This is a genomic window from Paenibacillus sp. FSL P2-0173, from assembly GCF_038008045.1.
Taxonomy (GTDB): Bacteria; Bacillota; Bacilli; order Paenibacillales; family Paenibacillaceae; genus Paenibacillus; species Paenibacillus polymyxa_B.
The window spans coordinates 1141110-1157256 of the sequence record NZ_JBBOYK010000002.1; the positions used below are offsets into that span (position 1 = coordinate 1141110).

5 protein-coding genes are annotated in these 16147 nt (G+C 49.7%); all 5 read right to left on the bottom strand.

Going from position 1 to position 16147, the window contains the following annotated elements; genetic code table 11:
- Nucleotides 1-10: 10 nt before the first annotated feature.
- Genes MKX30_RS15515 through MKX30_RS15535 form a run of 5 tightly spaced genes read right to left on the bottom strand, consistent with a single transcriptional unit; the run spans nucleotide 11 to nucleotide 16134 of the window.
- Nucleotides 11-7144, bottom strand: a complete 7134-nt coding sequence (locus MKX30_RS15515) for an amino acid adenylation domain-containing protein (RefSeq protein WP_341062965.1) — start codon at nucleotides 7142-7144, stop codon at nucleotides 11-13.
- A gap of 36 nt (nucleotides 7145-7180) precedes the next feature.
- Nucleotides 7181-8815 carry a carbamoyltransferase N-terminal domain-containing protein gene (locus MKX30_RS15520; RefSeq protein WP_023987400.1) on the bottom strand — a complete coding sequence of 545 codons (1635 nt, stop codon included), beginning with the start codon at nucleotides 8813-8815 and terminating at the stop codon, nucleotides 7181-7183.
- A 41-nt stretch (nucleotides 8816-8856) separates the two neighbouring features.
- A complete protein-coding gene (locus MKX30_RS15525; RefSeq protein ID WP_341062966.1) occupies nucleotides 8857-12891 on the bottom strand; it encodes an SDR family NAD(P)-dependent oxidoreductase in 4035 nt (1344 codons plus the stop codon).
- 1 nt (nucleotide 12892) lies between these two features.
- A complete protein-coding gene (locus MKX30_RS15530; protein ID WP_341062967.1) occupies nucleotides 12893-14917 on the bottom strand; it encodes a non-ribosomal peptide synthetase in 2025 nt (674 codons plus the stop codon).
- Between the two features lie 5 nt (nucleotides 14918-14922).
- A complete protein-coding gene (locus MKX30_RS15535) occupies nucleotides 14923-16134 on the bottom strand; it encodes a pyridoxal phosphate-dependent aminotransferase (RefSeq protein WP_209941231.1) in 1212 nt (403 codons plus the stop codon).
- Nucleotides 16135-16147 lie beyond the last annotated feature (13 nt).

Sequence of the window (16147 nt, forward strand, 5' to 3'; positions counted from 1 at the left end):
TCCATCCTCCTTATAGTAGGTCTGCAATCTTGTGCAGTACGTGGACATAGGCCTTCATCATCTGTTCCGCCCAAGTCTTCTTCAGTTTTCCAGCTTGATATTCGCATAGGAACCGTACCTGCTCCGCGCGCACATCCATATGAAGCACCCAGTCAAATTGTCGGGTCACCTCATGTCCCGCCGGCGTATGATTCAGAAACACACAAGGGAGAAAAGCAGACGGATTGGCGTTTCCTGTCCCATTTGGCAACATAACTGGGATCGGGTAAAGGTCGGTCTCTTTCGCTTTTTGACGATGACCAGCAACCTCTATGCACAGGGCGCTAAAATCATCATTTTCCGTCAATCGTACACGCAGCGGATACAAGCTCTCCCCTGTCAGTTGTAATGCGAGGAAAGAGGACTGTCCATGGTGTATGAACTGTTTATGTGGTAATAGGTGTCCTTCACCGATGAGCAATACCAGTTCGGACTGACCTGTCATTTGTGACAAAACATACGTATAAACGGCTAGTAACAAGTCTGTTAGGGCAAAATCCTGACTCCAGACTGCTTTCTGTAACGTGGTCAGCAAGTCCGCAGGTAAGGTAAAGGTGAACGTAGCCTGCCCTTCGGCTCCTCCATCTGTCCGCATCGCCTCATTCCACGGAATAAAAGATAACGATTCAGCCAAGTAAAGACGCCAGTATTGCTCCTGACGCTCATATCGTTCCTGTTCCGCATCCGTCCATGCTTGTTCTCCTTGCTGCTGCTCCAGAAAACCGGAAAGTCTCGCAATGGTCGGATAGGCAAAACAGTCTGCAACGCTGATTTTCCCTGGATAGATTTGCTGGAGACGAACATTCATTTGAATGAGCAAAACCGAATTGCCTCCCAGCTCAAAGAAATTATCGTGGATGCCAAGTCCACTTCTGTGCAATACCTCTTCCCAAATTCGGCTGACCTGCATTTCCACCTCTGTAGCAGGTACCGTATATTCCACTTCAAGAAGAGGACGGCTAGGATCCGGCTTGGGCAGCATTCGACGGTTTACTTTTCCGTTCGGCGTTAAAGGCATCTCCGACAAGGTAATAAAATGCGAGGGAACCATATATTCTGGCAGCCGGGCAAGCAAATGATTACGTAGCTCACTCACTGATAAAGTCTGCTGGCCTACCCAATAGGCACAAAGGGAGTGGTTCTCCTGTTCATCTGATCGGTCCTGTACCACCACAGCTTCCCGAATGGCAGGATGAGCCAGCAGCGCCTGTTCAATTTCCCCCAGTTCCACCCGATAGCCACGGACCTTGATCTGATCATCCATCCGGCCCAACACTTCAATCTCACCGTTAGGCAACCACCGCGCCAAATCTCCGGTCATAAACATTCGCTCACCGGACCGGAACGGATTGGCTTTGAACTTCTCGGATGTTAGCTCAGGGCGCTTGTCATAACCGGATGCAAGTCCCTTGCCTCCAATCCAGAGATCACCCGCTACAAGATCCGGTACAGGCTGGAGCTGCCCATCCAGAATATATACTTGTGTATTCGCTATCGGCGTACCTACTGTCACCCGCTCGTGCTGGGTAAGCTCCTGCACAGTTGACCAGACTGTAGTTTCGGTTGGGCCGTACATGTTAAAAATGCGCGCAGTGGTCACGTCCTGCGTCTGACGAAGCAATGGCTCTGGTAAAGCCTCGCCTCCCACCATCACGACCTGCAACGTGCGCATACTCTCTTTTGCTTCCGGGTGCATAAGCAAAAGCTGAAGCCGCGAGGGTGTCATTTGCAGCAAGTGCGGACCTGTTCGGCAAATGGCTTCCAACAGCAGTTCAGCATTCGCCTGCTCTTCTCCCGTAGATAACACTACCCGTAGCCCCTTCGCCAAAGGCAGTAGCGTTTCCAATACAAAAATATCAAATGCAGCAGTAGTTACCGAGAAGAAGGTCTGACCTTCAAGAAACGGAATTCGCTCGGTAATCCCGTAGATCAGGTTAACGATGGCTTCCTGACGGATCATCACGCCTTTTGGATGTCCGGTCGAGCCTGAGGTGAAAATCATATACGCCAAATCATGGGGTCCCGGCTGTGTGATCTCCAGCCTTTTTCCATCCTGAAGGTATATACTCTCGTCATTCAACGAAATGACTTCACCTCTAAAATCCAGTCCATCCAGCAGTGTGTCCCGACTAATAAGCCATTGCGCTTCACTCTCTTCCAGCATGTAGGAAATACGCGCCGCAGGATAGTCGGGGTCGATCGGCAAATAGGCAGCACCTGCCTTTAAAATGCCGAGCATCGCCGTCAGCAAATCTACCGACCGTTCCAGCAGCAAGGCAACCACCGTATTCACGTCCGCTCCTTTGCTGCGCAATGTTCTCGCCACCCGATTGGACAGGACATCCAGCTCGCCATAGGTCAAACACTGGCTCCCACATTCTACCGCTATGGCGTCCGGCATCCGTGCAGCCTGTTCTTCGAACAGGTGGTGCATCAGCTTGTCAGCCGGAAACGCAAGCTCAGTCGCATTGCGGTCGACAAGGATGCGTGATTGCTCCGCAGGAGTCAGCAGGCTGGCAGCATACAGGGGGCGGTCCGGCTGCAAAGCCAGTTGGACCACCAGCTCTATGAAATGCTGCGCCATCTGGCGAACCGTATGCTCGCGGAACAGTTCCGTGCTGTATTCAAAGGTACAATGCAGCCCATTACGGCGATTATCACCTACACCTTTAGCAGTCGGCATCTCAACCACGGTCAGCATCAAATCAAATGAAGCAAAAGGGCTTTCCAACGGATAAGGCTTCACCTGTAAACCCGGCACTTCCCTGCTGCCATCCATAAAATTTTGCAGCCGAAACATCGTGTCAAACAGCGGATTACGACTCAAATCCCGCTGGAGATGCAAGCGATTAACGAGCATATCAAAGGGGTAATCCTGATGCTCAAACGCATTCAACGCATTGTCTTTGACCTCGTCCAGAAACTGTCGGAAGGTCTTCTCCTGTACGGGAGCATTTCGTAACGTAAGTGTATTTACGAACATACCGAGCATCCGCTCCAGCTGAACATGCGATCTTCCGGCTACTGGCGTACCCACCACGATGTCCTCCTGCCCACTGTAGCGGGACAAGAATACATTGTATGCTGCAAGCAAAACCATGAATAACGTGGCACCACTCTCCGTTGCCAGCTTCCGCAAACTTGTTGCACAGTCTGACGACAGACTAAATTCCAGCGAGCCCCCGGCAAAGCTCCGTTGTCTTGGTCTTGGATAATCTCCCGGCAGATTCAGAAGTGGAATTTCCTTTCCAGTGTGCTGTTCGTCGAACATCTTCAGCCAGAACGCTTCCTGTTCTTTCAGATGTTCCCCGCTGAGCTGTATATGCTGCCAGGCGGCAAAGTCTTTATACTGAATGTGCGGTTTTTCCAGAGCGCTTCCTTCCATCAGGGAGATAAACTCATCAATAAGCACTGTCGCAGAAATTCCATCAAAAATAATATGATGCACATCCAGCAGTAGAACATGGCTCTGCTCCGCTAATCGAACCAGCATTACCCGTAAAAGCGGTGGCTGTTGCAAATCAAAAGGACGCAAAAATGATTGCTGAATCTGCGGCATATCGGCCGCCGTCCCTTCGGTATATTCCATTTTCCAAGCTACATCCGAATGAATCTGCTGTACTACCTCATCCTCCAGCAGGGTAAAGCCCGTTCGAAATACTTCATGCCGGAGCAGTAATGTTCGAAACAGACGTTCAAGCTGCTCTCGTTGGATACTGCCTTCCAAATGCCATGCAGTGAACACGTGATTGCTCAGGCTTTCTCCTTCCAATTGATGCAAAACAAATAATCGTCTTTGAGCGGCGGAAACTGGGTAATACTCCTGCTCAGGCAACGGTTCGATAGAAGCTGCATGAACAGAGGTCTTTTGACGAAGCAAATCTGCCAGCTCACGAATGGTTTGATGATCAAAAAGTTCTTTGAACGTCACTTTCACCTGCAAGCGCTCCTGAATCCGGTAAATCATTTTTGCCATCTTGAGTGAATGTCCACCCAACGCAAAAAAGGGGTCCTGTACACCCACTTGCGCTATATCCAAAATTTCTGTCCAAATGGTGGATAGCTCCTGCTCCATGCCGTCCCTTGGAGGTACATATTCTGTTCCTGCAAGACTTCTTCCCTCAGGTTTTGGCATGTGCTTACGGTCGATTTTACCGTGTGGGGTCAAAGGCATGGCTTCGAGAGGGACCAACAGACCGGGAACCATATAGTCGGGAAGCCGTTCTTTTAGATGTTCACGTACCCCTTCTGACGTCATTTCCGGCGACTGCAATGTGTAGTAGCCGATCAACCCGGTTAATCCCGTTTCCTCCACATGTGCAATCACCGCTGCCTCACGAATAGATGGAAGACTGACCAGCGCCTGCTCAACTTCCTTCATTTCGATGCGAAATCCCCGCACCTGAACCTGATCGTCCTTTCGCCCAAGATACTGAAATTGCCCGTCCGGGGTCTGACAGCCTAAGTCTCCCGTTCGATAAAGCCTTTCTCCGGTCAACGGATGCGTAGTGAAGGCTTTGGCTGTCAAATCCGGCTTGGCCCAATATCCACTCGCCAGTCCTGTCCCGCCGATACAAATCTCGCCTTGCACTTGGAATCCGGCAAGCTGTCCATCCTGATCCAGCACATACACATGAGTATTCGCAATCGGCAGCCCCAGAGGAATACGTAATGTTCCTGCATCCGGCTTGTGCTGAATGATATGCTGGGTCGCATAGATGGCCGATTCGGTCATGCCGTATAGATTGGCGATTTTCGCTGTGCGAAAAAGAGTGTACCATTCCTGCACGATATTCACCGGAAGCGCTTCGCCCCCGTTAAAAATCCACTTTAGATCAGGCAATGGATGAGATTCCCCCGCATTTCGTACAGCACTTAGGAAAACATTCATGAGCGCAGGAACAAATTGAGTAACCGTCACTTTTTCCCGCTCCATAAATGGGTATAGCTGTGCAGGGTCTTTGACGATATCCGCAGGTACAATCGTTAATTTGGCTCCCTCCATCAGCGGCCAGAACCATTCCCACACCGAGTCTGTAAAGCTGGTAGACGTCTTCTGCGCGATGACATCGTCTGCTCCCAGAGCAAAGGTATCCTGCAACCAAAATAACGTATTCAGCACAGCCTTATGGGTCATCATCACCCCTTTGGGCTGTCCCGTGGAGCCAGATGTGTACATGATATACGCCAGGTCTTTTTCATTAGGAATATTTTGCAGACTCAGATCATCCGTAGACATCCCTTGTGCTTTAACAGGAATAAAATAAGACTCATCCCCTCGCATCTCCCGCAGTCTAACGATCCACTCCGACTCTCCCCATACCGTTTCATCCAGACAAATGACAGTTTTAATACAGTCTGGCAAATGATCTAACGTCCGCCCGAAATAACGTGAATTCGTAACAAGCACGCGGCACGAACTGTCGTCAAGCATATATTGGATTCGGGATTGCGGATAATCAGGATCAATCGGTACATAGGCACCACCAGCCTTCATAATCCCTAAAATAGCGGTAAGCAATGGGACATTCCTATCCCCCATAATGGCAACCAGCGAGTTCGGACGAACTCCATAGCGACTGAAAAGCTGTCCCAATTGGTTGGAGCGAAGGTGCAGCTCCTTATAGGTGACAGCCATGTCGCCGTCCAGAACCCCCACTGCATCAGGGGTACGGAGCGTCTGCTCCTGAATACGAGACGTAATTGTGACTCCAGCCGGATAAACCTTCTGCGTATCATTAACACGATGGATGACCGCGCGTTCCTCTACCCCCATGTAATCCATTTTCCACACAGACTGCTCCGGGTCCTGAATGGCACCCGCAATAATGTTACGGAAATACGCTCCGATCCTGGACATCGTTAAGGCTGTAAACAAATCTGTTCCATAGCTAAGCGATATGACCAATTCGTCATTTACGGATTCCACAATTACGGTCAAGTCAAACTCGTTCGCGTCGGCACCATTTCCCAGCTTGATTCTTTCCATCGGGATTCCCCCGAAGTTCTCCTCATTTTTGGAGCCGGCTGCAAAATTAATTAGAACGTCAAACAGTGGGGCACGATTTAGGCGGCGCGGACGGTTCAATACCTGCAATAGCTTGTCAAAAGGATAGTCCTGATGGGCGTATGCTCCTGCGCACTCATCTTTAACTTGTTGTAACAATCGGGAAAAAGAAACGTCTCGGGAAAGTCGATTCCGCAGCACGAGAGTATTCACAAAAAAACCCATCAGGTTTCGAACCTGCTTTTGATTCCGTCCCGCCACAGGAGTACCCATAATAATGTCCTCTTGCTGAGTAAGCCGGGCTAATAACACATTCAGACTGGCAACGATCGACATGAACATGGTGGTTCCGTACGTGCGGTTCAACCGCTCCAAGCCCGCGCATAATTCCGCATCCAGAATGACCTTTTCCACCGCCGCCGGAGCATTTCGGATGGTCGGACGCGGAAAATCCAAAGGCAATTGAAGACTTGGCAATTCACCATCCAATCGGGATTTCCAGTATTGCTCCTGCGAGCTTAGTTTTCCAGTAAGCACCTGCTGATTTTGCCAATGTGCATAATCAATATACTGGATCGGCAATTCTGGCAAATGGGGGCTTGTTCCTTGCTCCAACGCCTGATAAATATGAAACAGTTCTTGAAAAAACAGATCCATAGACCAACCATCTTCAATGATGTGGTGCATACAAATATGAAAAACATAGTCGTTTGCCGCCAGCATGTAGATCTGTGCCCGCCATAATGGACTCTGCTCCAGATCAAAAGGCTGATTCATCACAGTCTGTATTTCTTTTTGTACCTCTGCCCACGCTGTTTCTTCCCCTGTATCCGATACATCCACAACAGGCACGTTTAAGGTCAATTGCTCCAGCACCACTTGCTTCGGTACACCTTCGACCACCGTGAACACTGTACGAAGGATAAAATGTCTTTCAACGATGGTATGGAGGGCCTGCTGTAAATACGCGGTATTCACAGCTTGTCTGATTCGAACGGCTACCGACTGATTTAAGGCGCTGCTCTGAGCGTCCAGCTGGGACTGAACCCAGAACCGTTTCTGCCCATGAGACAGATCATAGGTCTGCTTCTCTCCCATGTGTAAACCTCCATCTGTACATTATTCGAGGATATGCTACTGCTTTTCGTATAACGTTTCATTGCACCAGACATACCGGGTTCCGTTCCATTCGGTTGCAGAACGTACATCCGGGAAAAAGCCGCTGCCGAGCAGATTGGCGCTGGTATTGCACAGCACTGGAATACCGCTCAAATTCTCGTACGCATGCAGCAATTCATAGATCAGCGGATTATCCTCCCGACTCACCGTCTGGAGGCGTGCCGTTCCATCGAGATGACGGATCGCAGGAATGCGTTCCACCCATTCATCACGCAACATATGATCAAAAAGCATATACGGATCACGGGTTCCCGGTGAAAAAATAGCAGGTGCATGCTCCTCCATACAGATCGGTGAGACCGGACGATAGTCTTCCCGCTGCTTGATGGCATTCAGGCGGTCTTTCATATCCGGTTGAACGGCAGCTGCCAGTATACTCCGGTTGCCCAATGCACGTGGTCCCAGTTCCGCCCGATCATGCAGCACCACGACTGGATCATCTGTCGTATGCAGCAGTTCCGCGAGCTGTGCTACCGTACAAGCACGTGATTCCCAGCCTTCTGCTGGCTCATTTTGAATGACCATGGGTCCGCTGTACACAGACCAATTCAAATGAGGATGACCTGTCTGATGAATCATTTCACAACAGGCAGCACCAATAGCCGAACCTGTATCGTTGGTGAACGGAGAAACAAACACATCGTCAAATAATCCGCTTTCCCGAATCGCACTGTTCCATTTGATATTCAGAGAACAGCCTCCTATAAAGCAAAAGTTTCGTGTTTTCCGTCCATGCTTGGTCACACTCGCCTCCAGCGAGGTTACGAGAAGCTGCTCCAAATACTGATGGAAAGACGCCATGGCGTCTGCATGCGGAATATGATGCTCATCTACATATCGCTTGATTTCCTGAGAAAACGTCCAGTTAAACTCCATCGAGGGTGAAAAATGCCGTGCATACGTCAGCTCAAACTGTTCGAGCAGCTCTGGACGTACCTGTCCCTTGGCAATGTAGGCCATAACCTTGCCCGCTACCGAAAGATCATCCACGCGCGGTCCTTGCCCTCCGCGCAGAAATGGCTCAAAGTGCAGCGAAAACAGTGAATAAATGTTGCCAATGTACATGAAGAGAGGACCCAGATTTTCTAATTTTCCGTTCGCTGGATCAAAGTAATAAAAACGCGGATACATGCCGCCATCGTACACGAGCGCGTAAGACGGCTCCTTGGTCACCGCATAAGGACTTGCACAATAGGTGCTGGCGATATGTGTGGTTGAATGCATATAGCTGGTATAGTCGTAGGTTCTTCCGCCAATGGCAAGACCAATGCCCGAATAGGCTTGGAGCGCGTCGGCTGATAGCGATACTTCGCGGTAAGGTGCAACCGTGAGAGACAGCTCCTGTCCATGGGAACGCGTGTCCACCTTGCTTTCCTTCAATCCGGCCCAGCCGTCGATGACAAACCGATCCACATCTGCCGAGGTATAGCCATGCAGGTTAAGCACTTCCTCGACAAAATCCAAATCAGGAATTTCGCTGTAGCGTTTGTTGTTATTGAATTTTTCAACCTCGTAGCTGAAAATAAGCTTGTTATCCTCAATCAAGGCCACACTACCATCATGCGTTAATTTCAGTCCGCAGAATAACATGTTCCTTCACTCCTCACCTGTTAGCCCAACACAAAGCCGCTTTATTGTTCAGCCTCAGCAAAATGACGTGGTAATACCGGAATGATATCGGATTCCTCGAAATCGACACGATTGGATTCATCTATCCAGCTTCCCAGCCCGGCCACCGTTGGCTCCTGAAAAAAGACCTGAATCGGTACATCTATGGCCAGCTGGTCTTTAATTTTAGCAATGACACTCATCAGCATCAGCGAATCTCCATTTTCAAAAAAGTCCTGGTGTATGCTAATTTCCTCATGCCCCAGTACCTCGCCCCAAATCTGACCTAGCTGCCGTTCTGTTTTCGAATACGCATCTCCATCACGGCCGATCAAGGTCACTTGAATGTGAGAGTTCATGTGCACTCCAGTGTCCGTAGCTTCCGACTTGGGCTGTAGCGTACGAAACAGCTCTTCCTCGAAGGAGACAAATTTAGCACCCAGCTTCACATTTCGCTGGATCATATCGTTCAGTGCCTCATTAGAGGTAATGAACTGCTTCAGCTCTTGATAGGACTCCAGCAGATGACTGTAGGCTTCAGATTCTTGATCGTTGTGCCCCTGCGCTTGCTCTGTAATTTCTTTTGTTAAGTCTGGGGAAAAGCGAACCTTGAGCAGCGTCAACACTTGAGCCAGCTCCTGGCTGCGAATGTTGGCAATGACCGTTTGGGTCAGTTTATATTGCAAAAGCCGATCAAACAGCTTGCCATAGTCCTCCGACGAAATCGGCTGAGATAACATCCGTTGATCCATCAGCTCGTCCGATGTAGCCCCCATCTCCAGATGCGACCAGTTGATCGCCATCATCTCCATGCCACGACGGCTCTGATAGTGGGCATACTGATCCAGAAATGCATTTGCAGCAGCGTAGCTACCCAAGCCTACACCTCCCAGCTGCGAAGCCACTGACGAGAAAAGAATCCAGAAGTCCAGCGTTTGATCCTTAGTCACCTCGTTTAACACCCATGTTCCTATTACCTTGGCTCCCATGGTTCGCTGGAACCCCGCTGCATCCATCTGCTCCAGACGAATTTCCTCCAAATGCATCGCGGCATTCATGACCCCATGAATCGGGCCATAACGTGCATGCACATCATCCACGACCTTCTTCATTGCATCCAGATCCGTGATATCTGCCGCATAGTAGCTCACCTCGGAGCCGAGCTTTTCAATCTCCAACAGTCCACGGATTTTCTTCGTAATTTCAGAGGTATCCAGCCCCGCAGCTCGTTCCTGCCAGCTTTCCCGGTCCGGAAGCACAGTACGGTTCACCAGCACGAGCTTAACCTTCGCCTGCCGGGCAAGATAGCGGCAGGTTTCCAGTCCAACTGAACCGGCTCCCCCGGCAATCAGATAGACGCCACCCTCACGGATTGTAATCTTCCGATGTGGATGAGCTGTAAGCTGCATCCGTTCCAGCTGCTGCGTATACCGCTGACCGCTTCGCCATGCTGAACTTTGATCTGCTTCGTCCCGATCCAATTCCAGCATGATTTCCTGAGCAATGTCGGAATTGTCGCGTCCGATCGTTTCTACATCCATACAGCTACAACGATGCTGACTATATTCCTGCGAGATGACCTTCATCAATCCCCACAGAGGCGCTTTTTCCGGGAACACATATGTATCCTCCGCTACGACCAGCTGTGCGTAGTTCGAGACGACTTTGATTTCCAACAGGCGATGAATCGAGCTTGCCTGAACAGCCTTCATCAAATAAAAAAGACTTAAAGCCCCTTGCTCCTGACTTTCATTCAAATCATCGAGTTGTCGCATGCGACTGCGAATTTCGGTGCAGGTCCACAAGTGGACGATACCGGAAAGCTCTGCTCCCCCTCGCGTCTCAACCTCGGTCACGGCTGCAAGCAGCCTGTTATAATCCTCCGCATAGCCGGGACGAATCTGATAATGGCTCGGATCTATGGCAGCATAATCAGATGCAGCCTCTACGATAATAGGTGTGAGTCCTTGATCCTTCATAAACTCGCTAAGTGAAGCAGCTACGCCTTCTTCATCCGCCAGAATAAGCCATGACTTGCTGGTAACCGACCGTTCTTGGGAGGCAGAAGCCGTCAACGGACTGGCTACCCAATTCAGTTCATAGAACCACTGGTCAACCTGCTTCTCCGGTACCGATCTCAAGGCTGGGGAATCTGCTACACGCTCCATCGCATGCTCCGGGATATAATTCACCCAATGTCGTTTGCCTGCAAATGGATATACAGGTAAAGGAACACGATGTCTTTGATCCAAATCATGCAGAGCTGTCCAATTGATCTCGCTACCTTGCATATATTCATCCACAACCCGATCTAGGCTGGTGTCAGGCTGTACCTTGAAGCTTTTCTCCTCACGGGTCGTTAGGCGGGTATAATATATCCCCTCTCCCGCTAAAGCTGGACGTGCAGCTTCATCTGCATTTGCAAAACGCTCCAGCCCTTCCTTCAATTCTTCAAGACTTGTAGCTACAATCGCAAGCCGATAAGCATAGTGCCCCCGTCCCTGATTGCTTGTAAAACAAATATCTGGCAGCGCATGAGCGGTGCGATCCAAAAACGTACGATAACGGTCAACCAAAGCATCAAAGGAAGCTTTACTCTTGGCAGACAACGTAAATACATACGGTACGTTTTCTCCACTGGCGGACTGGCTCTGCTCGTCCTGCTCATATTCCTCCAATATGACATGACAGTTAGTTCCTGCTAGACCAAAAGCACTTACTCCTGCCCGCCGTAGCACTCCTGCCTCCGTCTCCCATGGAACCAGCTCTGTATTCACATACACAGGCGATTCAATGAAATTAATGTGCGGATTCGGCTCGTTAAAATGGAGGGTTGCCGGAATCTCCTTCTTTTGCAATAACAGCACTGTTTTGATCAGACCTGCAATACCGGCTGCGGTGTCCAGATGACCTATGTTCGTTTTCACCGCGCCCAAGGCACAAAAATGCCGCTTGTCCGTGTAGCTGCGGAAGGCGTTGGTAATGCCTTCAATCTCAATCGGATCGCCTAGGCGGGTTCCTGTACCGTGAGCCTCAATATAGGTTACCGTTTCCGGGGAGATGCCCGCATTTCGCCAAGCTTCCTTCATCAGCTCCGTCTGAGCCAAGGCACTTGGCGCGGTAATTCCATTTGATTTTCCGTCCGAATTCATGGAGCTGCCTTTAATGACAGCGTAGATATGATCCCGATCCTTTTTAGCCTTTTCCAGCGTCTTCAGTACGATGACCCCGAATCCCTCGCCCCATACCGTCCCATTCGCTGCGGCATCGAAGGTGCGCGCAACAGAGTCGGGAGAAGCAATGCCGATATCGACCAGTCCTTCATCTACGGGAAACAGGGTCAGGTTCAGCCCGCCGGCTACAGCCATGTCACAATCGCCAGTAATCAGTCCTTTGACCGCATGATGCACAGCAGCCAAAGATGCCGAGCAGGCGGTATCAATCAGATGGCTGCCGCTGGCGAGATTCAGCAAGTAGGCTACCCGACTGGCTACGACTGAAATGGTATTACCGGGTAAGGCATACGGCTCCATGTTCTGAATCAGTTGCAAGTAATCGGCATCCGTATCCCCTACGTATACCCCGGTTCGTGAGCCGTACAATTCCTTTTCGGCATAGCCAGCATCCTCCAGCGCTTCCCAGGTAACTTCAAGGAAAATGCGCTGCAAAGGGTCCATACACCGGGCTTCTGCAGGAGTAATGTTAAAATATTCTGCATCAAAACGATCAATATGGTCCAAATAGGCTCCTCTGCGATACTTGATCTCCGGCGCATATCGTTTACCTTTAAAATAGTCCCGAATAGGCTGGTCCACGTCAGCCTTGCGGCTTTCCGGGAAGTCCCTCACGGCATCCATGCCGTTCACGAGATTATCCCAAAACTCATCCGTTCCATTTGCTCCCGGAAAACGACAGGCCATCCCAACCACGGCAATATCATCAACCTTCACCGTTTTGGCCTCATTTTCGAATAGCTCTTTTAGCATCGGCAGAGCTTCTATCTTGGAGAGATGTTTTGCGGCAACCTGAGCTAGCAAATAATTCTGAACCCGTTTCATATTATCCCTCCTTCAGATGGTCCAGCGCCCGTATAGACTCGCTTACATCCAGTGAGCCATCTTCAATTTGATCCAGCAGGCTCATAAGATCCTGATCCAGCTGTTCGTCATCCTTGGACTGATTTTCAAAGTGATTCATATACGCTGCAATCGTAGGATAGGAAAACAGCTCGGCTACTGTTGCCTCACTGCCCAGTGCGTGCTTCATCTTTCGATGAAGCCGAACAATCGAGATGGAATTGCCGCCGATTTCAAAAAAGCTGTCATGGATGCCGACGTCCTCCGGGCTTATATTTAAAATTCCGGCCCAGATTTTCGTCAGCATATGCTCTCTTTCATTGCGAGGCGCCACATATGCGGTTGAACGGTGAACTCGGCCCTCCGGCTGTGGCAGATTTTTGCGATCAATCTTCCCGTTCGGAGTTAACGGCATCTCCAGCAGTTCCATGAAAAATCCCGGAATCATATACTCAGGTAATATTTCACGCAAGTGTGTTGTCAGATCATCCACTTCGAGCCCTTTTTCCAGCGAAGTAAAATAACATAAGAGATTGGTTACACCAAACTCATCAGTTTGGGCAATCACAGCTGTTTCCTTGATCCCTGGAAAAACGGATACGGCCCGTTCCACTTCTTTGAGTTCTACGCGATACCCACGCACCTGTACCTGATCATCCTTGCGGCCGCTATACTCCAGAATGCCATCCGGCCGTAACATGCCCAAATCACCTGTACGATATAGCCTTTCTCCTGTTTTGGGATGCTGGGTAAAAGCCTTGGCAGTTGCTTCTGCCTTATTCCAGTACCCCTCCGTCAGACCAATCCCGCCGATGCATATTTCGCCTTTGACCTCAAAGGGGCACAATTGCCCCTCCTTGTCCAAAATATAAACATGCGTGTTCGCAAGGGGTCTTCCCAACGGAATGCTCAATTCTCCCTCTTCCGGAGATGCGTCAATCAGGTAACAGGTTGCATAAATAGCCGACTCGGTCATACCGTAAATGTTGGCAATCTTGGCTTGCTGGAATGTGCTGTACCAGTCCCGCACCCCATTGACGAGCAAGGCTTCGCCTCCATTGAATACCCATTTAAGTTCCGGTAGCGGATGATCCGTCTCTTCGGTCGGAACCGCATCCAGAAAGAGACTCATCTGGGCCGGAACGAACTGGGTAATGGTAATCTTGTCATCCCGGAGCTGTTCATATAGCCGTTGAGGATCTTTGACCGTATCCGAGCTGAATATAGACAGCTTGGCTCCGTATATCAGAGGCCAGAAGAATTCCCATACCGAATCGGTAAAACTGGCAGAAGTCTTCTGCGCAATCACATCTTCTGCGGTCAAACAAAAGGTATCCTGCAACCAAAAGAGCGTATTCAGCACAGCTTTATGCGTCATCATGACTCCTTTGGGATCTCCCGTAGAGCCTGAGGTGTAAATCAAATACGCAAGATCATTTTCACCGGCAGGACACGCCCATGAGCCCTGCTCCTGGCGCTCCCAATCCGACCGCTGATACACCGTCAGACGATCTGCTCGCATCTTCGTTTCGTCAAGACAAACAACCGTCGTCATGCTCTCCGGCAAATCTCCCAGCATCGTTTGAAGCTTGGCAGACTCGGTGATCAGCACACCGCAAGAACTGTCGCGCAGCATATATTGAATCCGCTTTTTCGGGTAGTCCGGGTCAATAGGCACGTAGGCTGCACCTGCTTTTAATACGCCGAAAACAGCTACTAAAAGCTCAATTCCCCGTTCCGCTACCACTGCTACCCGCTGGTTAGGTCGCACACCTGCTGCGTGCAGCAGGCGTGCCATTCGATTCGCTTGTTCCTCCAATTCGGCATACGTAATGGAGGAGCCGTATTCATAAATAGCGGTTTGCTGTGGTGTGATTGCGACCTGACGGGCAAACAAATCAGGAATCGTAACATGATCCTCATAAAGCTTTGCAGTCTGATTCATCTCCGCAATGACGCGTTCCTCTTCTGCCGATAGAATTTCAAATGCATCAAAATCCAGATCCATAGGGTCTACTCCCGAACCGGAATTGCAGCAGATACAGCCGATTGACCTACCAAGCTGTTTGTGAAAAAGTCCACTAAGCGATCTATGCCTTCGTTGTATCGCGTTGTAGAGTAGGACAGGCGCAGCATTTTCGGCAATCCAAAATCAGAACCTGGCACAGTCGCCACTTGTTTGGCTCTCATAATTTGTTCAGCCAGCTCCAAACTCGTTTCGATGCCGTGCTCGTCCATGTACTTTTCACAATCGAGTGTGAAGTAAAAGCTACCTTGTGCAGGGATAGCACGTACGAGCGGAACCTCATTGAATCGCTCCACCGTATAATCCCGTCTTGCTTTATACAGGCTGACCAGCTGCTCAATCTCTTCGGGATGTGCCAATGCTTCCAATGCGCCAAATTGCACGACAGGGTCGGCTGTCAGCAATGTGTGATGCTGTATGACCGTGAGCGGTGTGACTAGCTCGTCAGGAACGATGCAGTAGCCCACGCGCCGACTGTACATCCGGTACCCTTTGGAGAAAGCATTCGTTGTAATAAAGGCTGATTTGGTATCCTTCAGCTCCAGTACCGAAGTGCTTCGTTCATCAAAGCAAACATTGGCATAAATCTCATCATTAATGACCACCGCCTGACCGTTGATAATTTTATCAATGGCATACAGTTCGTCTTTCGTTAAGATGTTGCCTAGCGGATTACCAGGCGAATTAATGACTACAATTCTAGTTTTATCCGTGAAATTTTCCTTAAAGGAATCCAGATCCAGTGCTAGCGTCTCCAAATTGATATCATAGTAGCGAACATTCGCCCCTACCAATTGGGCGCAAAAATGATACAGAGAATAGTACGGACGCGGTAAAAGAACCTCATCCCCCTCTTTTGCCAGCAAATAAAACAGATTTCGGAACAAGGCGCTGGTGCCTACATTAATCAGGATATTGTTGGGGTTAATGTCCAGATCATATGTTTTCTTGTATTCCTCCGCGAGTGCTTCCTTTAATTCCGGCAAACCCGGCGGAAATACAAGCGAGCTTTTTTCAAAGGTGTCCAACGCATCCTTCATCGACTGAATGATATCCTCATGCAAAGGTAGCTCGGATTTTCCCAAGGTCATTCGAATGACCTCTTTGGAGCCGTTTTTCTCAAATTCATAAGCCATTTGATCCAGAACGAACATTAAAAACCGATTGTCATAAAATTCAATAGATGATCTTAATTCCATTTGTAATTGCCTC

What these genes read in the sequence shown, in the direction of transcription:
- MKX30_RS15515 (WP_341062965.1), bottom strand. Translation starts at nt 7,144, where the DNA reads ATGGGAGAGAAGCAGACCTATGATCTGTCTCATGGGCAGAAACGGTTC.
- MKX30_RS15520 (WP_023987400.1), bottom strand. Translation starts at nt 8,815, where the DNA reads ATGTTATTCTGCGGACTGAAATTAACGCATGATGGTAGTGTGGCCTTG.
- MKX30_RS15525 (WP_341062966.1), bottom strand. Translation starts at nt 12,891, where the DNA reads ATGAAACGGGTTCAGAATTATTTGCTAGCTCAGGTTGCCGCAAAACAT.
- MKX30_RS15530 (WP_341062967.1), bottom strand. Translation starts at nt 14,917, where the DNA reads ATGGATCTGGATTTTGATGCATTTGAAATTCTATCGGCAGAAGAGGAA.
- MKX30_RS15535 (WP_209941231.1), bottom strand. Translation starts at nt 16,134, where the DNA reads ATGGAATTAAGATCATCTATTGAATTTTATGACAATCGGTTTTTAATG.